The sequence below is a fragment of the Planctobacterium sp. R6 genome, assembly GCF_055755215.1.
Map to the genome: position 1 here is coordinate 1 of NZ_JBVTQY010000036.1, position 25,321 is coordinate 25,321.

General features: G+C 44.9%; 23 protein-coding genes. 9 read left to right on the forward strand and 14 right to left on the reverse strand.

All coding sequences use genetic code 11. The annotated features are described in order from the left end of the window. Window positions 1–52: 52 nt before the first annotated feature. The 5 genes from AC0J20_RS18245 to AC0J20_RS18265 form a co-directional block, all read right to left on the reverse strand. Complete coding sequence (locus AC0J20_RS18245) at window positions 53–382, reverse strand: TOTE conflict system archaeo-eukaryotic primase domain-containing protein (protein WP_473022822.1); 330 nt, start codon at window positions 380–382, stop codon at window positions 53–55. Between the two features lie 21 nt (window positions 383–403). Next, entirely contained in the window at window positions 404–691 is a 288-nt protein-coding gene (locus AC0J20_RS18250; RefSeq protein ID WP_473022823.1) for a type II toxin-antitoxin system RelE/ParE family toxin, read from the reverse strand. Then, the gene (locus AC0J20_RS18255) at window positions 678–935 is read right to left on the reverse strand and encodes a ribbon-helix-helix domain-containing protein (protein ID WP_473022824.1); all 258 of its coding nucleotides are present in this window, start codon (window positions 933–935) and stop codon (window positions 678–680) included. The genes AC0J20_RS18250 and AC0J20_RS18255 overlap by 14 nt, the downstream gene beginning before the upstream one ends. A 421-nt stretch (window positions 936–1,356) precedes the next feature. After that, window positions 1,357–2,442 carry a hypothetical protein gene (locus AC0J20_RS18260; protein WP_473022825.1) on the reverse strand — a complete coding sequence of 362 codons (1,086 nt, stop codon included), beginning with the start codon at window positions 2,440–2,442 and terminating at the stop codon, window positions 1,357–1,359. A 289-nt stretch (window positions 2,443–2,731) separates the two neighbouring features. Next, window positions 2,732–3,097, reverse strand: a complete 366-nt coding sequence (locus AC0J20_RS18265; protein WP_229527002.1) for a DUF4870 family protein — start codon at window positions 3,095–3,097, stop codon at window positions 2,732–2,734. Window positions 3,098–3,428: 331 nt separating this feature from the next. On the opposite strand from AC0J20_RS18265, the gene AC0J20_RS18270 reads away from it, so the two are divergent. The 3 genes from AC0J20_RS18270 (at window position 3,429) to AC0J20_RS18280 (ending at window position 5,703) form a co-directional block, all read left to right on the forward strand. Continuing rightward, window positions 3,429–3,740 carry a helix-turn-helix transcriptional regulator gene (locus AC0J20_RS18270; protein WP_473022826.1) on the forward strand — a complete coding sequence of 104 codons (312 nt, stop codon included), beginning with the start codon at window positions 3,429–3,431 and terminating at the stop codon, window positions 3,738–3,740. Window positions 3,741–3,746: 6 nt separating this feature from the next. Continuing rightward, a complete protein-coding gene (locus AC0J20_RS18275; RefSeq protein ID WP_473022827.1) occupies window positions 3,747–4,454 on the forward strand; it encodes a hypothetical protein in 708 nt (235 codons plus the stop codon). Window positions 4,455–5,148: 694 nt separating this feature from the next. Beyond that, a complete protein-coding gene (locus AC0J20_RS18280) occupies window positions 5,149–5,703 on the forward strand; it encodes a cupin domain-containing protein (RefSeq protein WP_473022828.1) in 555 nt (184 codons plus the stop codon). Window positions 5,704–5,712: 9 nt separating this feature from the next. Here the strand turns inward: AC0J20_RS18280 and AC0J20_RS18285 are convergent, their stop codons facing one another. After that, on the reverse strand, window positions 5,713–6,123 hold the full coding sequence (locus tag AC0J20_RS18285; RefSeq protein ID WP_473022829.1) for a helix-turn-helix domain-containing protein: 411 nt from the start codon (window positions 6,121–6,123) through the stop codon (window positions 5,713–5,715). 77 nt (window positions 6,124–6,200) lie between these two features. On the opposite strand from AC0J20_RS18285, the gene AC0J20_RS18290 reads away from it, so the two are divergent. From AC0J20_RS18290 to AC0J20_RS18300, 3 genes are all read left to right on the forward strand, one after another. Next, a complete protein-coding gene (locus AC0J20_RS18290; protein WP_473022830.1) occupies window positions 6,201–7,571 on the forward strand; it encodes an MFS transporter in 1,371 nt (456 codons plus the stop codon). Window positions 7,572–7,825: 254 nt separating this feature from the next. Next, entirely contained in the window at window positions 7,826–8,803 is a 978-nt protein-coding gene (locus AC0J20_RS18295; RefSeq protein ID WP_229526997.1) for an FHA domain-containing protein, read from the forward strand. A gap of 121 nt (window positions 8,804–8,924) precedes the next feature. Next, window positions 8,925–11,552: a protein kinase domain-containing protein gene (locus tag AC0J20_RS18300; RefSeq protein ID WP_473022831.1), complete on the forward strand. Its 2,628-nt coding sequence runs from the start codon at window positions 8,925–8,927 to the stop codon at window positions 11,550–11,552. Window positions 11,553–11,556: 4 nt separating this feature from the next. Here the strand turns inward: AC0J20_RS18300 and AC0J20_RS18305 are convergent, their stop codons facing one another. Continuing rightward, a complete protein-coding gene (locus AC0J20_RS18305; RefSeq protein ID WP_473022832.1) occupies window positions 11,557–12,012 on the reverse strand; it encodes a hypothetical protein in 456 nt (151 codons plus the stop codon). A gap of 105 nt (window positions 12,013–12,117) precedes the next feature. Beyond that, window positions 12,118–12,633, reverse strand: a complete 516-nt coding sequence (locus AC0J20_RS18310) for a hypothetical protein (protein WP_473022833.1) — start codon at window positions 12,631–12,633, stop codon at window positions 12,118–12,120. Between the two features lie 329 nt (window positions 12,634–12,962). On the opposite strand from AC0J20_RS18310, the gene AC0J20_RS18315 reads away from it, so the two are divergent. Then, on the forward strand, window positions 12,963–13,118 hold the full coding sequence (locus tag AC0J20_RS18315; RefSeq protein ID WP_473022834.1) for a hypothetical protein: 156 nt from the start codon (window positions 12,963–12,965) through the stop codon (window positions 13,116–13,118). A 226-nt stretch (window positions 13,119–13,344) separates the two neighbouring features. On the opposite strand, the gene AC0J20_RS18320 is transcribed toward AC0J20_RS18315, so the two are convergent. The 6 genes from AC0J20_RS18320 to AC0J20_RS18345 form a co-directional block, all read right to left on the reverse strand. Next, window positions 13,345–13,785, reverse strand: a complete 441-nt coding sequence (locus tag AC0J20_RS18320) for a hypothetical protein (protein ID WP_473022835.1) — start codon at window positions 13,783–13,785, stop codon at window positions 13,345–13,347. A gap of 252 nt (window positions 13,786–14,037) precedes the next feature. Next, the gene (locus AC0J20_RS18325; protein WP_229526991.1) at window positions 14,038–14,457 is read right to left on the reverse strand and encodes a hypothetical protein; all 420 of its coding nucleotides are present in this window, start codon (window positions 14,455–14,457) and stop codon (window positions 14,038–14,040) included. Between the two features lie 200 nt (window positions 14,458–14,657). Then, window positions 14,658–16,232, reverse strand: coding sequence for a Na/Pi cotransporter family protein (locus AC0J20_RS18330; RefSeq protein WP_473022854.1), 1,575 nt, complete (start codon window positions 16,230–16,232; stop codon window positions 14,658–14,660). A gap of 125 nt (window positions 16,233–16,357) precedes the next feature. Beyond that, the gene (locus tag AC0J20_RS18335; protein ID WP_473022836.1) at window positions 16,358–17,644 is read right to left on the reverse strand and encodes an NAD(P)/FAD-dependent oxidoreductase; all 1,287 of its coding nucleotides are present in this window, start codon (window positions 17,642–17,644) and stop codon (window positions 16,358–16,360) included. A gap of 169 nt (window positions 17,645–17,813) precedes the next feature. Then, window positions 17,814–18,311, reverse strand: coding sequence for a MarR family winged helix-turn-helix transcriptional regulator (locus AC0J20_RS18340; protein WP_229526989.1), 498 nt, complete (start codon window positions 18,309–18,311; stop codon window positions 17,814–17,816). 29 nt (window positions 18,312–18,340) lie between these two features. Beyond that, entirely contained in the window at window positions 18,341–20,308 is a 1,968-nt protein-coding gene (locus tag AC0J20_RS18345; protein WP_229526988.1) for a BCCT family transporter, read from the reverse strand. A gap of 297 nt (window positions 20,309–20,605) precedes the next feature. On the opposite strand from AC0J20_RS18345, the gene AC0J20_RS18350 reads away from it, so the two are divergent. Further along, on the forward strand, window positions 20,606–23,248 hold the full coding sequence (locus AC0J20_RS18350; protein ID WP_473022837.1) for a TonB-dependent receptor: 2,643 nt from the start codon (window positions 20,606–20,608) through the stop codon (window positions 23,246–23,248). An 87-nt stretch (window positions 23,249–23,335) separates the two neighbouring features. Beyond that, window positions 23,336–25,297 (forward strand): tetratricopeptide repeat-containing sulfotransferase family protein, encoded by a 1,962-nt coding sequence (locus AC0J20_RS18355; RefSeq protein ID WP_473022838.1) that lies wholly within the window; start codon window positions 23,336–23,338, stop codon window positions 25,295–25,297. Window positions 25,298–25,321 lie beyond the last annotated feature (24 nt).

Below are 25,321 nucleotides of genomic sequence, written 5' to 3' on the forward strand. Positions count from 1 at the left end.
AATCTGAGCGCAAACTAATCTGACGAGACACCTAACCAAAAACTGGTATTCGTCAGATCAGATGCCGACTTCTACAACTAATCCGTGGTTTATTACAGATTTTAGGTTTCCATTCATTCCAACAGGCTTGCGAATAACCACCTCGCCCTTTTTGTGATTCCCAGCGAAACGGGTAAACGTCACTTCGACCTTTAAAACAAGAAATGAATAAATCGACTTTAGCTTCAGGTGAAACGTGTTGGTTAAAGTGTTTGGCTAGCTCGACTTCTTGTTGTGCAAGAATACTATTACGTTCATTTAACAATGATTCTTTTTCTTCAGCGAGTCGCTGAAGCCGATTATCAATTTCTAAGAGCCTGTCTGATAAAGAACTTTTGCTCATTTTAATTTAACCTGACAACCGTTAAAGGTTGAGCAGAGCGTCCTGCCTACCTAGCACTCGCATTATTTCAATGCTATTTCCATAAATGCGATAATAGATGCTATCGACACCACAAACTGCTCGACGATAGCCTTGCCTGATCTCATCAACGGCAGGAGCAATATAAGGTTGTTCTGCCAACTGTTCGAAACGGTCAAAAAACTTGAAATAATAGGCGTCAGCTTGTCTTTCACCAAAATCATCAAGGCCGCGTAGCCAAATACGCTTTAAATCTGATTCTGCTGCTGCACTGAGTTTATAACTTGCCATTATTGCGCGCTTCTTCCTTGAAACTAGCTAATATTTCTCTCGGTGATTTTTCAACTAAACCGCTTTGCTCAGCTTCGATTAGTTTGATACGTATCGCTTCAATCTCTGCTGTTCGCATTTGCTCTTTTCTGATCAAATCTCGCAATAACTCGCTATCACTAGCATAATTACCAGTTGCTAGTTGAGCTTTCATCCATTGCTCTTGTTGATCAGTAACTGTAATACTTTTCTTGACCATTGCCATAATCTACCTCCAATGAAAGAAACTCTGCGGAGATTTAATCCTACTTTATACTACCATATTAAAGTTTAATGAAGAACTGCTAAGAAACAACTTGAGTTGCATCAATTAGTTCAATGGTGGTAACCATATCTGCAAATTGCTGGTCGTGACCATTGGAAAGCTCTCAATATTACAGGGGCATCCCGCTTGCCAATGAAGTTTAATAATCGTTAGGTCCCTGGTTCGATTCCAGGTGGGGCCACCATTTTTCAGCATGCCCCGCTTAGTTAAGGCTTTACGCCAAAATTAACACTACCAATGCCCCCTCACAAACAGCACAAAGTGCCACATTTGTGCCACAAGCACTTGTGATGTCCGTTCTGTGCCTCAACAAATTGCCAATAAACTGTTCTGGTTTACGACTAAAACCAATTCAGAAATTTTACTTTTTCCTCAGGTTTTTAATTGCCTGCTCACTTTGTATCTGACGTTTAACTTCAGAAGGCTTGAGATTGGGCGTAGTATCGACGCCTTGCGGGGGGCTTATGTGTCCTTTTACGCCCCTCAAGGTTTTGCTGTGGTGCTTAAGTTCCGACTGATGCCCCCTGGCATTGCTGACAAAAGCACTGGTCAACAGATTACGTGCCGCCTGGTTGGCTTTACGATCATTGACAGCGAGATCAAAAAGTTGCTGATTTTGTTGGGTCGCAAATTTATGTCTTTTAGCCTGATTGTCATTGTGGCTTTCAATTGGCAACATTGGTTCATTTTGTCGCTGCTGCAAAATGGAGGCATCAATACGTTGGTTTCTGGATTTATCCGTCGCGATATCTTTACCCGTATTGCCATAAACAACGCCTTTAGAAAACAGACCGTAAGGGGTAGGATCGGCCACCTTTAACGCGGAAAAAGTGGAAGCATTTTTTAGCCGATTAGACTCAGTCTCAAACAATGGCGCGGCTTCTTTGTTAAACTGTTCTTTTTGGGTGGAAAGTCTACTTGCCCGATTTTTGGAATGGTATGCATCCCGGATATTACTAATAAGACCTACACCCGGAATTAAAGTAACGGCAGTTTTCACTTTATCGAGGTCTTTGAATGCCTGTTTACCGGAATTAGCGGCCCGTCCAAAAAAGCCTTTATGATCGCCAGAACGATCGATTTGATAGTCCAGCCTGGCGTCTCGCATCATTAAGCCAATGTTGCGTTTTTCATTGGCCTCTCCCATCACCGGGCTGCGGTTACTGCCAATTTCGGCATGTACTTTTTGCATCGTTGTATTACGCATTTGCTGCGCCACACCAGGCATTTTCATTTTCGGCAACTCAATCATTTCCATCTCATGAGGCGCATTTTTGCGCGCATTCTGACCGATAGAATTGGGTTTCATTGCACCATTGTTGTTACGAATACCTTGCTTTTGATCTGCGGGTTTTTGATAGATGGTGTTGCTTCGGTTCCGGATTTGCGCCCCAATATCCTGAAGCTCAATATCATTAGGACGAGGATTATTGCCGTGCTTGTTCATAACAATCAGGTTGAAAGTGAAAAACTTAATCCAAGACTAACCCAAGTATTTTATTTGCACAATTACAACCTAATCTCCTGCACATTTCACTCAGTTCAAACCCCGCATATTTGAAGCCAGTCCGTGAAAAGCTGGTTTTTGTGAATTAGCATGACACCCACTTTAAAGTTGCCAACTTTAGTTTGTATCATTTCCTAGCGTGTTTGTGATTAAAGTCCAGACAACCTGGACTTTTTTTGGGCCATACCACCTTCCGGTAAAGACTGTGTACTATACACTGATGATGTGTTTATGAATGATAGGCTTTGTTTGATGTCAGCCTGGCAAGACCTTTAACGATTCGATAAATCGACCATATCCACACTGCCATCAAAATAAAATGACCGATAATGATAACCATTAATAAAAACCCCACAATGGAAATACCAAGTCCCCACCAGAAGGTTTTTATAATGTTGGCATAATGGTCTTCAAACAATGAACCTTGTGCTTCTTCCTTTTTAACCATTGCCCACACAGCACCAACTATCCAGAAGATCCCGGTGAACAATCCAACCACCATAAGGCCGTAAGCTACCAGAGCGCTTGTTTTTGCAGCATCGTCTTTTAACGACAATGACTGAGTTTCTGACGATGATTCTTGATTATCTGACATTATTTTCTCCTTCTTGCAGTCAGTTTGACTTATGGCGTTTAACCTGGACGTCAGGTAAGTTTTAGCCAAATTTTGAGTAGATTTTGCCCTGCCCCAATTAATAACAAAATTTTCCTGACAAAGCCATCTCACATGTTTGAGAATGGCGTATTTCGTTTCACTCATAAAATTCGCCATGAATATCAGGTACTTCGTGCGTAATTAGCGGGCTGTTACAATAGAGAAACAATAGAACCATCATTAATTTTTTAAATTTCAGATTGTGTGTTACAGTTTTGAACTATGGGAAAATAATAACTCCAAATAGCGCTAAGCGAAAACGAAGAATAAGATGCAGAATTCAACAATTCAAAGAACAAATTCCGAGTCCGAAGTAGAGAAATCTACTGATCCCAAGATGATTGCAAAGGCCGAACTACTTCGTGCATTGCGCAAAGACAATGGGTTAACGCAGCAAGAACTAGCTAAAAGATTGGGACTTTCCAGAGAAACGGTTGTTGGTATTGAAAACAACCACAGGCAACAGATAGAGAATATTCTGGCCTCAACAGAAAAGAAATGGTGGGAAGTGTGTAGAAGTCAGGCAAAACCAGAGACTCGTGAATCCTTTAGAGACTTTGTTCTAAGCTGGTTTAAATTCTAATCCTCGATGCTACTTGCTTTCGCAGAAAGAGCCATTACAGGCGTTGTTTTTTCTGTATTACTGGTTGGTGGTGCAGCCTATCTTGGCAACTCTACATTTTTTGATTTACTGGCGTTGATAGGCTTTGTCTCTATCGCACTGGTATTTCGAAGAAACAGAGATCTTCTCACTCTCTCCGGTATCTTCATCCTTGAACGTGCTGCAGAAGAGCTAGCATGGAGAACAATGGACAACTCAGTCCTGTTCAAAATTCCGCTATACATTTTGTTCATAGGGCTTGCCGGCTCACTAGCAGATGGTAAGTTAAGAGCTTTTTTAATTTTTGTACTTTCGTCGAGCATTCTCGCTGAAATTTACTGGCACTTAACAGACTACAACGCCCCATACATTCTCTGGATGAATTACATGATGGCAGCCACGTTGCTGGTAAGGCATGCCATTGTAAGACGCTCTTTCTGGCTCATTGATTTAACCGGCAAAAGTGGTAGCTCACTGGATCTGGAAGTTAAATTATTGGGTGCTAATTCAGCATTCTTCTTTCTGTATTCTTTGGCTATCGTTGAATATTTCTTAAGACATCTTTTTGGGCTGAAAGAAATTCTAATAATTCACTATTCTTTCCCATACCTCAGCCAATCAATCACACTATTTATTCTCTACATGCTTGTAGTAGAAAGTATCCGATATCTTAAAACTCAAGAATTAAAAGCATAAAAACTATAAAGTGCCCATTTATTAATCTATCTTGATACTTGCTCAATTGAGGTGACTCTTTCATTATAACACCATGTGTGGGACACCTCCCACACGTCATAAATCAAAACTTTGGAGAATTAATATGAAATTTAGAAACATCGCTTTAGCACTGGTTTGTTCATTGGCTTCTGGAAGCGTACTGGCTGGCGGTAGCAAAATTCCCGATCCATACACATTGAACACCTGGCTTGACTCTCTAATGAGCTTTTTCATGTAAAAGTGTTTGGTGACATATTTCATTATAGCCTGATTGAAATATGTCACACTTTCCCAACCTGTTAAGGTTAAAATTAATTTTTATCTACTCGATAAATAAATCCCCAAATTGTTATTAGAACCGTAACCAAACCCCATTGCAGCCAGTTGAATTACTCAAGCCCAGCTCACAATACCAATAACACCAACAAGCAGTTGGGTGCTCAATAATCACCCTGTCGCCATAGTGCACCACTTCACCCAGCAATGGATCGGTTGAACTTTCACATCAATCCGTCCCAGCAAAATATCATCCTGGTGGAATCCTTAAGCGCCGAAACTGACATCATCAAAATGCGATGGTGAACCTGGAATAATAATCCGACACATCCCCTTGACTTAAAGTTAACTTGAAGTTTTATCCTCTGAATTCCCCTAATTCAAAAGGATACAATTTATGAAACACAACAGCCTTGAGCCTAAATTAGAAAACAGCCTTGAGCCTAAAAAAGTAAGCAGCCTTGAACAGTTTATCCATCAGGCGGAAAACAACTGGAGCGGATTAAACAGCGACAATGTCAATCGCTTAAAGTCAGCCTTGACGGCGTTAACCCAAAGTCCCCCCAAAGAACCATGGCTTGCCGCACTATTTAACGAAAAACCTGCTGCAAAAACGCTGTATGAAAGTGAGCAACACAGATTTATGCTGCTGGCCCATCACGAACCGGCTGATTTTTACCGTCAGCCACATGATCATGGCAATGGCTGGGTGCTATATGCAGTACTATCGGGAACTATAGCCATGAACACCTATAAGATTCTCACTGACAACAACGGAAACGAACAATTAGTAAATCGAGGCAAAGAAGTGCTGGCTGCGGGAGACTGCCGGGTGTTTTTACCTGGTGATATTCACGATACTCACTGCCTCAGTGACAACTTTATGCAATTCAGATTCACCAGTTGTGACTTTACACAGGAAATAACATCAGGGCGCATGAAGCGATTTTAGATAGCACCATTACTTTCTTTTTCTGGCGGCATCTTTTGCCGCTACGGATAACAAGCGTTGAAACTTGGGGCATTCCGAGTGCCGTTCAGCAGTGCATTTTGCGGCGTGCTCCAGACACCGTTGAATCGCTTTCAGTTGTTTAACTTCACGGGCTATGTCTTCTGCTCGTTGTGAAAGCATGTCACGGTTCACTTCAAAGCCACCTTTTGTCACCAACATAGACTGAATGTCTTGCAGTGAAAACCCGGCACGTTGTCCCAAAGCGATAAACTGCAACTGCTCCAACACGTATTCATCATAAACCCGTTTCAGGCCATTGCGGCCAATAGAGCGGATCATGTTTTTCTCTTCATAGTAGCGCAATGTCGATGCCGGAATGCCTGACTTTTTTGCTAATTGAGCAATATCTATGGTCCTCATCTTTCGCCTCTTGACTTAAAGTTAACTTGAAGTTGCATACTATTTCCCAGTCCCAAATTTTGCAACTGCTGATACTTATGACCACTAACAACCGGGCGGTGTTTTTCTCTTTGGCGTTCCTACTGCTCTTGCCTGCAATGGCGATTAGCATGATAAATGTTGCTCTTCCTCAGATTGCTGTTGAGTTTAACGCACCAGTGAATCAACTTAATTGGGTACAACTGGCTTACCTGACTGCCACCACGTCGTTGGTGCTTATTGCCGGTTGTATTGGCGATAACTATGGTAGCAACAAATCCTTGATGTTGGGTTGTTTTGGCATCTTCCTGTCTTCAATTGGGTGCGCATTATCCCCTTCGATATTCGCTTTAGTCCTGTTTAGAATACTGCAGGGCATTTCTGCTGCTGTCATGCTGGCTTTGGTTTGGTCTGCTGCGAAACAATACTCACAACAAAGTCATAACGGAAAAACAATGGGGTTAATGGCCTCAGCAACAGCCACAGGCACGGCAATCGGGCCGGTTATCGCAGGTGCCTTATTGTACTTTAGCAACTGGCGCGCAGTATTTTGGCTGCTCGCACTTATAGCTTTAGTTGGCCTGTTTATCTGCCACTTTATGCTACCGTCCTCCCACAGATCACAACACAGCCCAAAGCAGTTGTTTGACTGGACCGGCTCCACTTTCCTGATTATTGCCTGCACAAGCTTTGTTTTGCTTACCACTCATAACCTGAACCATGAATATCTGGCACTGTTCATATTGAGCCTGTTGATGTTTATCAGAGCGCAGTACGCGGCTAAATCCCCATTACTCCCCTTAGCCTTATTTTGTAATAAACAGCGCAACCTGATTTTACTGGGCAGTTTTTTGATTGATGCGACGGCCATGTCCACACTTATCATTGGCAGCTATTATCTGACCAGGGGTTTAGCCCTTGCACCTGAGTGGGTGGGAGTTATGTTGGCCATCGGCCCCATAACTTCAGCAATCATAGGAGTTCCGGCTGGAAAACTGGTAGACAAAACAGGTACCCATCGGGCGTTATTCTCGGGGCTTTGTGTATTCTGTGTTGGCACTTTGGGCTATGCATTTATGCCACCGCTAATTGCCATGACAGGTTATGCTATATCTTTGGTAGTCATGGCGTGTGGCAGGCAACTCTATCTCGCAGCGTGTTACAGCCAGATCATGCTCGCCGCAGAGCAAGGCCAAACAGGGAAAATTGCTGGACTCATTAATCTTATTAAGCAACTTGGTCTTCTTTCAGGCACGGCATTGTCTGGTGCAATATTTTCAAATCAATTGCCAGCCCCGGGCTTGCCTCACGCATCATCTAAGCAACTAGACATCGCATTTACCAATACCTTTATCATTGCATTGCTGCCGTTATTGCTTGTCACCACGCTTCTGTTTTTCAGCCACGTTAAAATCCAGCGCAACACCTGACTACCTTAATTCTGAGCAGGTATGCTGTTTTGTCTATTAATGGTTGGCAAAGATAACATTCACAATTAAGGAAAAATCTGCGTAAAATAGTTTTAGATATGGCTGTTATTAGAGCGTGTTGATCATTGCTGTACAATTTTGCAGCAAAGATCAACAGGTTCTGTTTGTACCGCTCTTAAATTGTCGTACTACAGGCCGATACAACAGATACTCTTATAACAATTCAAACCCAACAAGTATTGCATTGAAGCTCTATGGCACTGATCAGAATCGAATCAACCCAAACCCCAATTTATCTTAAAAGTTATCATCGCTTTGGGCGACTTACCGGCGCCGTGGACACCTTGTTACACAGCCCGGCTATCAGTAAAGTTCATGCCGTAATCGAGTGGGAAAACCAGCAGTGGCAATTGCGGGATCAGAGTAAAAACGGGGTGTGGCTAAACGAGCACAAACTCGTTAAAGGTGAAAGTTACCCATTAAAGCCGGGAGATACTATTCAACTTTGCAATACCCGTGAGCATTTGTACAAAGTGCTGGACATTGATGCACCACAAAACTTGTTACTGCCCGCAACATCCGATGCCCCCCTTGAACGCGCCATATTTTTGAGTAATTACAATCTGTTACCGGATGAAACTAACTTGCAGGTTGCTCTGTATTACAACGATCTGGAACAACAATGGTATTACGAGGATTTACGCACGCAACTAGCACCCAGGAAGGTGTTTAATGGTGAACAAATTTTGGTTGATGCTGAAAACTGGCGTCTGCAGTTATTCAGTCGCATCGACGAAACACAGTTGCTGGAACACCACGAAATTGCGCAGTTGGCGTTTCGGTTTGACCTTAGCCTGGATGAAGAAAGCACCCACCTGCAATTAAAAACCCCCGAAAGTCAGGTGGATTTTAAAGTGCGTAGCCATCATTATTTAACCCTGCATCTGGCCAGAGAAAAAGCCCGCCATGCAAATCAGGGCATTGATGCAGAAAGTCAGGGTTGGGTAGATATGGAAATGCTGTCCCGCGATCTGGGAATGGACACCAATCACCTGAATATTCTTATTCATCGGGCGCGCAAACAATTTACTGATCAGGTACGCCAGATCGACAATGCCGACCGCCTGTTCGAACGTCAAAATGGTAAGATCCGCTTCGGTGGTGAACATTTTTCGATTTACAAAGGCGCAAGTCTGGAATGCCAATTCCCACAAGCACTTGAATGTGTTTAGAAAAACATTTTGAATTTTAGTCCCGCTACGTCTGGCATTTTATCCAGAAAAGCCATTATTATAGTTAAAAGCCGGCCCGGCTATGGCATGTTTTCTTAGCAAATAACCAGTGGCAATAGCATTGAACGATAGTACACCGCACTCAGATTCAACTAGTTTTCCTCAGCTTCAAGGCTATAACACGGTTAAACCCCTGGGTCAGGGCGGCATGGGGAGCGTTTATCTCGCTGAGGATCAAGCACTCGCCCGTAAAGTCGCCATTAAAGTGCTGCACAGCCACATAACAGATGCCAAATATACTGAAGCCGTTCTGCAAGAAGCCCGTACCTTAGCAAAAATAAATCACAGCAATGTAGTTCAGGTTCACTCGGTTATCGAACAACCCACGCCAGCGATAGTAATGGAGTACGTGCCCGGAATCACGCTGAAAAAATATCAGCTGGAAACCAGCCTGACTTTGCGCCAGAAACTGCGACTCCTGTATCAAATTGCTCAGGGGCTGGAAGCCATTCACAAGCACGACATAATCCACAGTGATATCAAGGCCGATAATATTTTGCTGGATACGCGAGACAGTGAAAACGTAATTGCCAAACTCTCTGATTTTGGTATCGCAAAGCCAGTAGATAAAAACAGTAAAACCTCGGAAAAAATCAGAGGTAGTCTGCCCTGGATGTCGCCGGAGCAGTTGCAAAATCAGGCAGTGACCACCGCGTCAGATCTGTTTTCCTTTGGTTTACTGGCCTTTCAATTGTTGGCCGACAAGCACGCTTTTGCCGGACACTCAGGTTTAAACCTGCAGGATACCCCAACAGAAAGCACCGCTTCAGACATTGCTCAGGAGATAGTCAATGGCAAAGCCATGGATGCCGGTCACATTACCCCTGCTCTGCCTGCAGAATTGGTAATATTGCTTAATCGGCTATTGCATAAAACCGCATCACAACGTCCAACGGCAAAACAAACCTGTGATCAGTTACAGCAGGTAATACGCATGTTAGAGCGGCAAGATGTGCTGAGTATGGAAACCCAAACGGTTGAAACTCTGCCTGTACCGAAACGCAAAAAAGCCTTTGTAATACCTGCTCTCGCCTTGGCTTTGGTGGCACTGTTAGGTATTGGCTTATATTGGTTCAACAACCAGCCTCCGGAAACCCGTTATGTAGCGGTACTGAAGCCTAAAATCACCGAAACCGAGCCGTTATCCAGCCTGCAAAAAAACCTGGTACTCACCAGTATCGAAGATGCGCTGCAACAGTTAATCATCAGCACTCCTCATTTAATGCTAATCCCGCAAGCCGAACTGGACGATACCCAGGGGGATATCGCCCTCATAGGTAAAAGTACCGGTGCTGATGACATAGTGTCACCGGAACTGATATGTAACGCACAACACTGCGAACTGGTGTTGTCTCTCTATAATCAAACACCTGACAATAACGGCGAAGAAGCCAAATGGCACACCACCAACCGCCTGCAAAATCCCATCTATTTGGAAAGCTATCAGCCCATTTATCAGTTTGCGCAAACTCAGCTAACTAATCTTTATAGCAATATCACCGAACTTAATGCTAAATCTCTGGTGATTTCCGAAGAGGATTATGCTGAGTATTTGGAAATTTATTATCAGGTGTATACCGAAGGACAATACACCCAGGCATCGCTGGGAAGACTGGAAGCATTGATTAAAAACAATGCTTATTTTTATCCGGTTTATAGTTTGTATTTTGAATTGGTCTTAGAAGCTTATGTAAACAACAATAACGATCAATTGATATCTAAAGCATTGACAGTATATAGGTCAGTACCCAGCGAGATACAACGTTCGGAACTTTATTTGGTTGATGGATTTGCGCTAGCATTAGAACAAGAGCAATATGATGTAGCTAATAATATTTTGAGCGAACTTCATACAAGCCAACTGCCCAAAGGAAAGCTGCACCTACTCAGAGCTAATTACTTTCAGAAGACCAAGAGTTTTGAAGATGCAGTTTTTGAGTATCAAAAGGCGATTAAAATACGCCCAACAGCTATTGCTTATTACCATTTAGCCGTCAATTACTGGTGGATGGGAAATCAGAAACTTGTTTTAGAAAGTTTGGAAAGTGCAAGAGCTCTCAATCGAAATCTTAACAGTGTAAATACATTGTTGGCTGGCATCTACTTGCAGCAAGGATCACTGGACAATGCAATTACAATTTATGAATCAATGACCAAAATGTCGCCGAGTGGTGCCAGTTATTCTAACTTGTCGGTGGTTAGTTTACTCAATGAGGATTATGAGAACGCCACCAAATACGCAAAGTTATCACTAAAATATGATCAAGAGCACCCAGGATACCTACTGAACTATGCTGATGCATTATTGTTATCAGGAGAGTATGACCAAGCGATTAACATTTACGAAAAAATACGAAGTGTCACTGAAAAAAGTGTAGATATAGCTAATCTTATTATTAAAGCTCAAGCTCTAATGCATCTGGGTAAATTGGATGATGCCCTGAAAACAATAAATTCAGCAAAACAACTATCGCCCAACCATCCTAACATGTTGTTTGCATTCGCAATGATATCAACTAAATTAAACGAGCCTAATTCTGCATTATTATATATAGAGGAAGCAGTAAACCAAGGGATAGGCAAAATTTGGTTTAGTTTCCCTTGGTTTGATTCTCTATGTCAGTTTAATGAGTTTGAAAAGCTGATTGCAATTGAGAACAATCAAAAGGTAGCACGTTGTAATACATGAATTATTACTGTGGTGGTCTTATTATTATTATAGCTGGGTCAAACAAGTGACTCTTACCGCCATTATTATTCTTCAGGTCAAAGTTAAAACTAAAACTCCCTTCCTCACTTTGAACCATTGACAGGCCGACATCGCAGGTGGTTTGGGTCTGCAATGTTGCAGTAACATTAAAATCACCAGTTTTACTATCGGGCTTAATGCCATGATCGTTTTTGTGAAATGTATATCCCGATGTCTTGATATTGAACAACAGATTTCCGGTTTGGTAGCTGTCTGGATCATATTTACCAATGAAGGTCAATTCAACAAAGGGCTTATCTCCAGTTAACGGAAATTTTTTACCTGCAAATTCGGCAACTAAAAACTCTTCTTCAGTGCCGGGGTTTTCAACATATAAGTTAAAATGAGTATTGGCCGTAGTCCATGGTTCTATAACCAGGTTAACATCCGCATTTGACATTATCATTCTCCTGAATTTAATTGACTTTAAAACATTAAATTTAACTAAAGATTAAAAAACCTTTTCCATTGATTCAATTACACGTGATTACAAGCAAATGAACCATTAATTAGGTGGTCTAATAATTTCAATATCCGGGTCACACATGAAACGCTGTCCGGTTTTGGTGTCGTAAACCCACACTTCAAAATAGGTACTTTCGGCTATTTCACCATCATCTAAGGCCAGATTTATTTTGCTGGGAGTCTTTTTGGTGAGTGTGACATCTTCAGGGTGTTGCGCGGTTATCCAGCGAAATTGATAGCGATTTTGGGTATCATCATGAAAGCGGAATTTAACGATGCGATTGGTGTCATCCATTGAAAAGTTCAGGCTTTCCGGAGTGTAGAGGTAATGATAGCTATCCCCTACTTCCGCCAGCTTGGCTTCTGCTGGCGGTATTTCATCAGGTGCCCACAGATTCAGAGTAAAGGTTTGTACATGCTTATGTTGCCCTCGATGCTGATGTTCTTCACCTGACTGAGCGTTATTGAGAAGACTCTCGGCAGTTACAGTTCCCGCCATTACCTGTGGTGCACTTAAGGCTGCCAGCAAGAGCACACTTAACATTCGTTTCTTCATCCTGATTTATCCCTGATCTGAATTTTTCTGAAATTTATTCATTACTTGCGCAACTGATTATCCGTTGCTTTTCTGCACAGTGCAACCGCATAAATTAATTAAATAATGTGCTCATAATTTAACCTGTAAGTTTTACCATTCAAGTATGAAAAGCAAGGCGAGAACATGAATGCTCATCTAATGACCATAGTGTCCAGAAACAAAAGAACTCATTTAAAGACAAAGCAAAACAGATTCGCCTTCAGGCTCGATTAAACCAATATTTGTTCGAAGTGCTAATCCGAAACTCCCTTTACGCGCAATAAACTAAGACATCAGTTAAAACAACGATGAGAGCTATCAGGGATGATAGCTCAATCAATGCCCGGCACAAGGATGCTGTCGTTGATGGTCGTCGTTGTTCTGATGGCGATGTTTATGTTGTTGCGCGTCAGGGGCTGCGGGGGATTCTTAAGGGGGATCACTTCACAGCCCGGTCTCCTTAAGGCGCAGTCGGCGCCCCGACAATGACTTCAAACAAAGGCCAGTAGATTAATTAGGCTGCAGCGCCGAAAAAAGTCAAACAAACCAGCTGAATATTAGTCTCACTTAGGACAGGCTATGCCTGAATATCGCTGAAAAACCGTTGGGCCACTAACAATAGAAATTAAAGTGACTTTGGTTTGCTGTCGCTGTACAACAGCAAAACCCAAAGTCATGTTTGTTCGCCCATCAGGCAACCGTTTGCGCAAAAGTGGATGTTGGTTGCTGTCCATTGCCCCACTCAGTGATATTCACATCGTGGCTGGCAGCACCATCCAGGGTGACGCTTTTAAAACGCAAAATCTGGTTAGTATCGCTACCCTCGATATCAGCCGTTTCCAGCACAGCGACAACTTTGTGATTTCCTGCCGACAAATTCTGAGGTTCAATCACCAGTTGTGAAAATGCTGTCGCTTCGTTGTTGCCATAAGCATAGTTAGCCATCAGAGCAAAACTATTTACGTTAGAACCTTCGTTATGCCAGGTCCAGGGATTCGCATCACATGGGCCGTACCAGTATTCTCCGGTATTAGGGTCAACCAGATTTCCTACTACCAATCCGGATACGCCTTCCTGATAGTCGCCACCACCTTGCATTACCAATTTAATTTCAATTGAAGTTGCCGCCATGAGTCTTTCCTCTTAACAAGTTTAATTAGTGAGTCGCCCTGTTGTTTAACCGCATTTACCGCAAGGCTTAGTAAAAGACTATGAAGTATTCGGGGTGATGGGTATTACAATCCATTACAGGTTAATTGAGCCTGGCGGGTCGATATTATTCGGGAGGGCGGCGTTTACGGGGCAGAGTAAAAATAACATAGATCGTGGTTAGCGTTAGTGCCGCCGGATTTGCTGCTACTCTGCCCTTCTGAATAAAAACCGTTACTTTTCAGCTAACGTCAGTTGGCCGTCGATATTGGATATATCTGCCAGTTGCGCAGCGTCTTTGGCAGTGTAGCGAACCGGCACAGAGCGCACCCAGCTTCCATCGATTTTTTTACATAGCGCCTGAATGGTAACGTGAATGCCAATACTGGTTAATTGATAACTACCGGCAGGTACGAAAACACCGAACTGATTGGTCGGGTTTGGCCTGCTTCCGTTGCCGCCTCCCACAACCAGGTTACCGTTTTCATTAATAATGTCGCCAATATGACGGGCTTCGGTGGCCGGGTATGTCACGGCAGCATTGGGGTTATGTGAGCCGTCAACACGGGTGCTGATGGCATTGATAGACACCTCCACATCTTTAGCCGTTAGAAGATAGCTACCATGTGGCAGGTATTGGTTTGATTCTGACATGTACTTGTCCTTACATTGGAAATAATTAAGAAGTCAGAGATTTTTCATAATCACGGCAACTTCGACGCAGGCAGCATATTTTAGGAGTAAAAAAATTGACATTACACAAAATTACAGGTGGTCGAGCGCTCACAACCTGATGCCAAAACGGCAGCGTTTCAAACACGGTTTTTGTCCGGAACCGGTATCCGGCAATAGGCTCATTCAGACACCAGAGCAGCCATTGCTTCTCGTCGTTTCTGTAATTTAACCAGCAATTTGGCAATGCGCTTTTGCACATCCAGCAGTGCATTGGCGTCGCGTAATTGCTTTTCGTGGATCTGTTTATTTTGCAGTGCCTGAAACACCTTATCGTTTACATCGCTGCTTTTGGTTTCTAATTCTTTGAGGGCAATTTTGAGCGCTGAAACCGGCATTCCGGCTACCAACTGCAGCGGCACTGACTGAAACGTTAATGTCAGCTCGTTCAACGTCTCGGTTAGCACTGAATTGCCGAGGGAATCCCTTAAGTGGTGCAGGTCTTCCACCAAAACCGTTAAGTTGGATAGGGTCTGACTATTCTTGATTGCCAGATTAAACCCTTCCACCAGATTATTATCCATAGGTTGTTTGAGTACTTTAACAACAAAACCATCCAATTTACCGAGCAAGGCGCGCAATTGAGCGCCATTTTGTCGGGTTTCTTCGGTGGAATAGGTGGCAAATTGCTCGCTTAACCGTTTTACCAAATGCTCAAATTCTTTTATCACTGAGCGAGCGGCGATGGCTGGCACTTCTGTGGAGGTGGCATCCACATATTGCAGTTTCAGGGCGCGATCCTGCTCAACAAACCTTGTTGTCAGAAACGCAGTGATTCTGGGTTCGATAAATATCATTATCAGCACCCCAACAAAGTTAAACAGTGTATGGTATACAGCTAACCAGAAAGCGGCATTGCCGCCCATTAACTTGCGCTCGTAGCCAATGGTGAATATCTCTGACACCAGTGGCAACATGCCAAATGCCGCAACGGCGGCCACCAGATTAAAAATCACATGCGCCCAGGCCACGCGTTTTGCGTTTGCTGTAGCCCCAATGGTGGCTAACAGTGCGGTTGAGGTGGTACCAATATTGGCGCCTATCACCGCCGCTGCGCCCAATACCAGCGGAACACTACCGGTATTAACCAGAGTCAAGATCACAGCCATAGCAGCGCTGGAAGACTGCATCAGCGTGGTCATAATGCAGCCAATGAGTGTAAACAGGATGATTTGGTAAAGTTCCGACTGGCGAGACAATAAAAAACTAAAATCCCCCTGATAGCCCTGCATTGCTCCTTGCAATGTATTCAGGCCGATAAACAACAATCCAAAGCCGGAAACAGCCAAACCCAGTGCTTTGAGGCGAGACCCACGGGATAAAATATGCAGGAAGGCGCCCATGCCCACCAGAGGTAAAGCAAACAACTCTACTTTAATTTTAAAGCCCACCAGCGCCACTATCCAACTGGTCATAGTGGTGCCGACATTGCTACCAAACACAACCCAGGCAGATTGGCCGATAGTCAGCAATCCGGCATTGGCAAACCCAATCGTGGCAACGGTCACCACGCTGGAAGATTGCACCAGTGCGGTCAGCGTAAAACCGGAAGCGAAGCCTCTGACTTTTGAACGGGTACCGGCGTGTAAATATTGTTCCAGTTGTTGTCCGGCAGATTGTTTCAGCCCATCGGTTAACAGCATCATGCCCAACAGAAATAACCCAATGCCACCTATCAACGTGCCCAATAACGCCATCACTTGCCCATTGCTAAACCTCGTTACTATTAGCATAGTCAAAAAACAAAAAAGGCCGTACCTGAGTACGACCCCTCTGTGTTTAGGCTAATAACAAGCCAGGGCGGATACTACACCGCCTCGGTTTAATGCAATTTTAAGGTAGGCCGTAACCGCTTATTGATGCGATTAACCAGCATAAAAAACAGGGTTTTCAATTTGCCGTACACCACCATCTGATGCATGCGATACAAACTGATGTACACCATTCGCGCTAATTTGCCTTCGATAAACACACTGCCTTTGGACAGGCTTCCCATCAGGCTGCCAATGGTTGAATAGGACGACAACGACACCAATGAACCATAATCTACGTATTGATACGCTTTAGCCTGCTGCCCGGTGTGCAGGCGTTTGATATTATCAAATAGGCAACTGGCCATCTGATGTGCAGACTGCGCTCGCGGCGGTACTTTTGTATCATCCGGCATGATGCAATGGGCACAATCTCCGATCGCAAAGATGTTGGCATCGTTACTGGTTTGCAAAGTGCGATCCACCACCAGCTGATTGATGCGATTGGTTTCCAAACCATCCAGCGCAGATAAGAATTCCGGCGCCTTAATACCAGCGGCCCAAACCGACATATCAGCCGGTATAAAGTCACCTTGTTTGGTCTGTAGTCCGTTTTTACTGGCTTCTGATACCGCGGTATTCAGCATCAAAGAAACCCCCAGCTTACGCAGTTCATGGGCCACCTTTTGCGCTATGCGCTCTGGTAACGCCGGTAACAGGCGCGGACCGGCTTCGATTACGGTGACATTCAGTTTTGCCGAGGACACATTTTGATAACCATAGGCTTTTAATAATTCAGCGGTTTTATAGAGTTCTGCGGCCAACTCTACGCCCGTTGCACCGGCACCGACGATGGCAATGTCCAGTTTGCTTTTACTGCTATCCGATTGCAGTTTTAAAAACTCGTTCAGCAGTTGCACATGAAAACGTTGCGCGCTGCCAGCCGAATCCAAAAAGATGCAGTGCTCTTTAACTCCTGGGGTGCCAAAGTCATTGGTCACTGATCCCAGTGCAAATACCAGCTTGCCATACACTATCTCTCGTGCGGGTAAGATGGTCTCACCGCTGTCGCTGACCATTGCCGCCAGCTTCAAGGTCTTAGTGGCACGTTCAAGTCCTGTGACTTCTCCTAACTGAAATTGAAAACCGTTTTTCTGGCTCAGTGCCAGATAGTCCAGACAATCAATGTCCGCATCCAGAGAGCCTGCTGCCACTTCATGCAGCAAGGGCTTCCAGATATGTGTTCGATTTTTATCTACCAACAGAACGTTGGTATCAGATTTTTTGAAATAGCGTCCCAGTTTTACGGCCAGCTCTAAGCCTCCGGCACCACCACCGACGATGACAATATCACCCATAAGTTTTTACCTGTTTAAATTTAAAAACGGGTCGTGGGGAAAGCCGTTACAGCGACGACTTTCGACGGGTGCTGAATGTGACATTATTACCGGGCAAAAAAGCACATGGCCGGAGAGGTAATTGGGTGTTTAAGTCAGCACACCTAAAAGCATAAAAGTGAAACCTGGTTTATTTATTGCTCGGCTCATGCGCCGTTTTGTCGTCAAAACTGGCGATTTCCAATACCGGTGCAGCATCCAGATTCTCGGCATCCATCATACTGGCCAGTCGCTGGATAGTTGCAATCATCAAACTTTGCTCCCAGTCTTCAAGACTGGCAAAACGATTGAGGAAATGTTCCTGAAACGGCATCGGAGCTTCGTTAAGTAACTCCTGACCTTTTTCGGTCAGAAACACCCCTACCCGCCGTTTGTCCTCAGTACTGCGGATGCGTTGCACCAACTCCCGCGCTTCCAGACGATCTAATATACTGGTGACGGTTGCTGCACTCAAATTAATATTGTCAGCTATCTGACGAACCATGATCCCCGGCACTTTGCCGATGTTTTGCATCACTAACAATTGTGGACCGGTTAAACCAACTTCCCGATTGAGCTGCCTGGAGCGCAGATCAATAGCCCGAATCACCTTTCTCAGGGCTACCAATAATTCTTCGTCTTTTTCCATATCTCAATCCGGTCACGGGTTTTTAAGCATTAACGCATCAAATGCAAAAAATGCTGATGTTTATGGTACTGGTCGATGATGTCGTTGATAACCGCCGTTGTGGACCATCCCATAATATCGTAATCCTGCCCACCTTCTCTTAAGTGAACTTCGGCGCGATAGTAAGACTGTTCATGATCATTGTCCAGGCTTTCGGCCTCATTTGCGGCATAATCTGGCTGCTCGTGTTTACGCCGGTACACACCGTAAACAAATTCGATTTCTTCGCCGTGTTTTACGATCATTTCTATCGCTTTGGTTTTGCGAACTATCTCCACCTCGAGTTGATATTGCAGCAACTCTGTACGCACCGATTCAAACGCCTCATTAACGACATTGTCGAGAAACTGTTCCACGGTTTTTTTGTTGGGATAAGTAACAATGCTCTCCAGTCGCTCACGCCAGCCCTCTTTGTTGGTGCAGGTCACTAACGGCCCGGAACTAAAGGCCAGACTTTCTCTTTTATGACGCTCGATACGCAGTGATTTTATCAGACCGGCAATAGCCAGCAGCAAGACAATGGAAAATGGCAAGGCGGTGGCAATCGTCATGGTTTGTAATGCTGACAGGCCACCGGCGAACAACAATACAATTGCTACCACACCAACCGCCAACGCCCAGTAAATGCGCTGCCAAACAGGCGTGTTGTTATTACCATCGGAACACAGCATGTCTACTACCATTGCACCGGAGTCACAGGAGGTCACAAAAAACACCACCACCATCAGTAACGCCAGCACCACCAGAACGTCAGAAAACGGGAAGCTCTCAAGAAAAACAAATAGGGCGACGGAGGTATCTTCATTCACCAGTGCCCCTAAATTCGAATCGAAATTCTGCACTAAATCAATGGCGGTATTGCCAAACACGGTCATCCAAAACAAGGTAAAGGCGGTGGGAATAAACATCACACCAAGAATAAATTCCCGTATCGTGCGGCCCTTAGATATGCGGGCGATAAAAATCCCCACAAACGGTGCCCAGGCCAGCCACCATCCCCAGTAAAAGATGGTCCAGCCGCCTATCCAGTCTTTTTTCTGATAGGCAAATAAATTGAAGGTATTGCGCACAAGGTCAGATAAATAATCCCCGGTGTTTTGCAAATAGGCCTGCAGCAAAAACACCGTTGGACCAAGAATAAGTATAAACAGCAGCAAGGCCACGGCCATCATCATATTGGTTTGAGACAGGATCTTAATCCCCTTGTCCAGCCCTGACACTACAGACACGGTAGCCACAGCAATAACCGCAATCATCAACAAAATTTGATTGCTGGTATTTACCTCAATACCGGTTAAATAGGCCAGCCCGGCGTTAATTTGCGCAGCACCGAAGCCCAATGACGTGGCAACGCCAAAAATGGTACTGACCACCGCAAATATGTCTACCCAGTGGCCTGCCCAGCCGCGCACCCTGTCCCCAATAATTGGGTACAGCGCAGAGCGCAAGGTTAATGGTAAGTTATTGCGAAAACTAAAGTAAGCCAGGATTAACGCCACAATGGCATAAATGGCCCAGGCGTGTAAGCCCCAGTGAAAAAAGGTCATTTTCATGGCCTCTTTTACCGCTTCGATGCCACCAGGCTCTGCGGTAGGCGGAGCCATAAAATGCATAAGCGGCTCTGCCACGCCAAAAAACATCAGGCCAATGCCCATTCCGGCCGCAAATAACATAGATAACCAGGTGGCCAGATTGTAATCCGGCTGAGCGTGATCTGGCCCAAGTTTTACTTCACCGTATTGCGACAACCCCAGATACAGTGTCGTCACTAAGATAACGGCTACGGTTAAGACGTAAAACCAACTGCCGCTACTGACAATTTCGCTTTGCAACGTATCAAAAAATGACTCAGCGAATTGCGGTGCCAGCAAAGTAAACAACACCAGCGCCGTAATGCTGATAGTTGCAACGATAAAAACATTTAAATTCAGATGTCGAAATGTGCTGGCGGAAATCACGCGTGAGGGCCTTCCTTGAGTAATCGGATTAGCTGAAACTCAGCATTTAAAATCGTATTCTAATTATAATGACATATTCTATAAAGGCCATTTTAAGTATCGAATACATTAATATGGCTTAATAATTTCATTTTTGAGGGAAACACAGCCTCTATTCACCTCAACTCTATTCATTAGAACTATACTTATTTTGCAGTTTTCAGGAAATACATTTAAGCTTTAAATAGAAATACTTATAAGTTCCCAGGGAACATTAATACTCACCGCAATCACAACAACACACACATAGGTCACACAATGCATAAATCCAGAATTTGTTGTGCAGTCATTGCCGCGCTGGCAACAGCGGGCGTCAACGCCCAGGAATCCACGGGCAAGGCCGCACTTGAAACCATTGAAGTTACCGCCACCAAGAGAACCGAATCAGTTCAGGAAATACCGGTATCCGTTACCGCAATCAATGGCAGCGCACTTGAAAACTTAGGCATAGACAACTTCCAGGACTATGTCGAATTTCTGCCCAACGTAGTATTTCAGGGCACAGGCCCGGGGCAAAACGAAATCTATATTCGCGGCGCGGCCACCACCCAAACAAACATTGCCGTGTCGTCTGTTCAGGCCCTGCAACCTTCCGTTGCCTTCTATCAGGATGAACAACCGGTTTCCATGCAAGGCAGAAACATGGACATCTTCGCCACTGACGTTCAACGGGTTGAGGTACTGCCAGGTCCACAGGGTACCCTGTTTGGCGCCAGTTCACAGGCAGGTACGGTGCGTATTATCACCAACAAACCAGATTTAAGCGGATTTACCGCCGGAATTGATCTGGACCTGTCCACAACCGATGGCGGTGAAGCCAGCAATACATTCGAAGCCTACGTAAACGCGCCGGTATCGGAAAATTTTGGTATTCGTATCGCCGCCTACAACGATAAACAGGGGGGCTGGATTGACAATATTCCCAATCAACCTGGACAAGGTGGTTATATCGGTAGTGCCGTGGTTATCGACAGAATTTCAGGTGGTCCGCTGAGCGATCCGGAAAACACACCGGTAGTCTCACCCACCAACAATTCCCTGGTAGAAGATGATTTTAACGATGCCCAGTACACAGGGGCGAGATTTAGTGCGTTATACGATAATCAGGACTGGTCTTTCTTAATCCAACATACTGAACAGGTATTGGAAACTGAAGGCGTATTTGCCTACGATCCTAATCTCGAAGGTGAAAGCTCAACCAACCGCTTTCAGCCTGATGACAACAAAGACGAGTTTGGCTTAACCACCTGGACGATTGAAGGACGACTGGATCAATTAGAGCTGGTATACACAGGTGGTTACCTGAATCGGGAAATCGAGTCCAATGTAGATTACACCGGCTACACTAATGGTGGCTTATTTGCCGCCTATTATGTGTGTAATCATTATCAGGCGGAAACTCCGGAAGATGAGCGCTGTTTAGATCCGAGTAAATTCTATAAAGAAGACACCCAAACGACCCGAACAACGCACGAGTTTCGCTTCAATACTGATGCTTCTAATCGCTGGCGTTTAACAGCCGGGATATTTTTAGATGAACAATCCCTGGACACCATAGGCCGATTTAAGCTGGGCAATACTGACCTGGCCTTCTTCTCTGATATGCAGCGCACCACCGTTGGTACAGAAGGCATCAATAGTGATGGTGGCCCATTCGAGCCGGATGTCAGCTTTGTAAATGATGTCAGCCACGACATCAATCAAATTGCCGTATTTGGTAATCTGGAATACGACATCACAGACTCCGTTACCGCCACAATCGGTGCCCGTTGGTACGAAATTGAAGACGAATACAAAGGCTCAACCACAACGGTTGATGTGTCCCGCCGGTTACGGGCTTTTGGTACTTTGGACCCTGATGAATTAATGGCTGTAGGCGAAGATCCTGAATTGATTCAGGCGGCCATTGAATCCGGGCAACTGCAAGTAGACCTGTTAGATGATGACGGAGTGCTCACGGTTGATGATACCATTTTAAAGTTCTCTGTTGACTGGAAAGTTAACCGGGACTTATTGCTGTTTGCGACCTACTCGGAAGGTTTCAGACCACCGGTAACCAATCGCGTGGGTGGCGGGCTTGCCACAAATCAAAATGGCGCCTTTGACGGTTTCCGCATACCGGTTTACTCATTAACCGATACCCTGGATAACTACGAACTGGGCATGAAAGGTGACTTCCTGGATGGCACTCTGCGGGTGAATGCCACTGCCTATTACTCGGATATCACAGACTTGCAAACGTCTCGGTTTGACCCCACCAATATCAGCTTCCTGGTCTTTACCGATAATGTCGGTGATGCGGAAATTCGAGGTATTGACGGAGATATTACCTGGGTGGCCACCGAGAACCTGATCATTAATGGTGCTTTCAGTGTACTGGACACTGAGCTGACTGCCATTAATCCTGAACTGGAAGGAATCGCACCACCCATCGGCAGTGAACTCCCCTACTCGTCTGATTTTTCCGGTAATTTACGCGCCCGGTATTATTTTGACCTGGAAGGTGATCTCAGCGGTTACATAAACGGTTCATTGGTTTACACCGGTGACCGTCTGGCCAGCATGAAAATGGATGCCTATGTACTGGAAGATACCACGCAGTTAGTTTACGGCACGGGCTCCGGACTCACAATCCAGGATGAAGCCGCTGAATACGAAGGTGTCACCTATACCGACTCTAATGGCGAGGTATTTCGCGGTGGACGTTATGTTCAGGACAGTTACCTGTTAGCCAACCTGGCGGTGGGTGTTACCAACGACGAATGGAAAATTGAGCTATACGTTGACAATATCACCAATGAGAGCGCGATATTGCACATCGATAATCAGCAATTTACTCCCAAAGTGGTCACAAACCGTCCACGTACTGTTGGGGTGCGTTTTTCTTATGATATGTTCTGAGGCAACATAATTTCGATATCACCAGGCAGGCTTTTCAGCCTGCCTTTTTTATGAGACCGTAACGCGTAAAATTGACCAGGCGTATTGATGATTGCAGAGATTAAAAAGGCATTAGCCCAGGGGCAGTTTGCCGAATCCATAAAGCTGGCCCAAAACGGCATAAAGACTGAACAAGATGTCGCCAGTCAAAAGGAATTGCACTACCTGCTGGCCGTTGCTTTCCGGCTAAGTGGTACTCCTGACAAGGCTATTAGCAGCAATCAACAACTTATTCAGCAGTATCCCGAACACGCCAGGTGTTGGCAAGAATTGGGGCATTGTTATGTTGCGCTTAACCAACCCCATGACGCCGCAAAACACTTTTATAAAGCAACCCAACTGAATCCGGCATTACTGGCCAGTTGGCGCTATTTAGAAAGTTATTATCAGCAATCACAAAATAGTCAGGCTCTGGCACTGGCCCGCAAACAGACCCAGCGACTTTCGGCGCTGCCAAAGCCCATCTTAGGTGCCAGAGACCTCATGTATGAGGGACAATTAGACACAGCCGATAAGTTATGCCGCCAGTTCTTAAGTCAGAACAAACACCATGCAGAAGCCCTGACATTACTGGGCGAAATCGGTTTGCAACTCAAAGCCTATGCCGAAGCAGAGTTTGTGCTGGAAAGCTGTGTTGCCTTGTATCCCGATCACTATTATGCCGGGCTGGAATACATAAAATTACTCAATCAAATTGGCAAATTTCGGCAATCTCTTCAAACCTGTGACACACTTTTACAACACTACCCGCAGGAAAAATCGTTTTTACTGGCCAAAGCCGGAGCGCTTCTGGGTATTGGCGATATTCAGGGCTCTGTGACACTGTATCAGGCACTGCTGGCTCAGGATGAACAACAGCCTTACATCAACCTGTTATTGGGCCATGCCCTGAAAGCCGATGGTCAATTGCAGGCAGCCATTGCGGCCTACCGCACCGCCTGGCAAATCAAACCAGATTTTGGTGATGCCTACTGGAGTCTGGCGAATACCAAAACCTATCAGTTTCAGGATGTAGAACTGCAAGCCATGACATCCCTGACCAGGACAGACGACACCAGCACCGATGACCGAATTCATCTTCATTTTGCATTGGGCAAAGCCTATGAAGACAAAAAACAATACCCATTGGCATTTGAACATTTTCAAAAGGGTAACCAGTTAAAGCAAGCGCAACTCAATTACGATATTGCCAGTGTTGAGCGACAGGTTGAGCGCCAAATAGCCCACTGCAATCGTGCCCTGTTTACCAATTTACCGGATGTGGGTTGTGATGATGCCGCACCGATATTTATCGTAGGGTTACCAAGAGCGGGCTCAACTCTACTTGAACAAATTCTGGCGTCACACTCGCAGGTTGAGGGAACGATGGAATTGCATAACATTTTAAGTCTGGTTACTCGCCTGCGGGGCAACAAAAATGCCTACCCGGACAACCTGACACAAATCGATTCTGGCTATTACGTCCGATTTGGTGAGCAATATATTCAGGACACCCAGGTGTATCGCAGCAACAAACCTTACTTCATCGATAAGATGCCCAACAATTTTTTGCACCTTGGTCTGATCAAGCTGATCTTACCCAACGCCAAAGTCATTGATGCCCGCAGAGCACCAATGGATTGTTGTTTCAGTGGCTACAAACAACTATTTGGTGAAGGACAGGAGTTTTCCTACAGTCTCGACACTCTTGCTCGCTATTATCTGGCTTACGAGAAACTGATGGCCCATTGGGATGAAGTATTGCCCGGTTTCGTATTGCGGGTGCAACATGAAGATGTCCTGGATGATCTTGAAAGCCAGGTCAGGCGAATTCTGGCATTTTGCAATCTGCCCTTCGAAGAAAGCTGCCTGCGCTTTTACGAAACCGAGAGAGCCATAAAAACCCCCAGCTCTGAGCAGGTTAAACAGCCGATTAACCGCAAAGGACAAGGGATATGGCGTCACTATGACAGCCAGCTGACCGCCCTAAAGGCTCACTTCCCCCAGGATAATACCCTGCAGGAGCCATAATATCTCTGCTCCAGGGATGGGCTT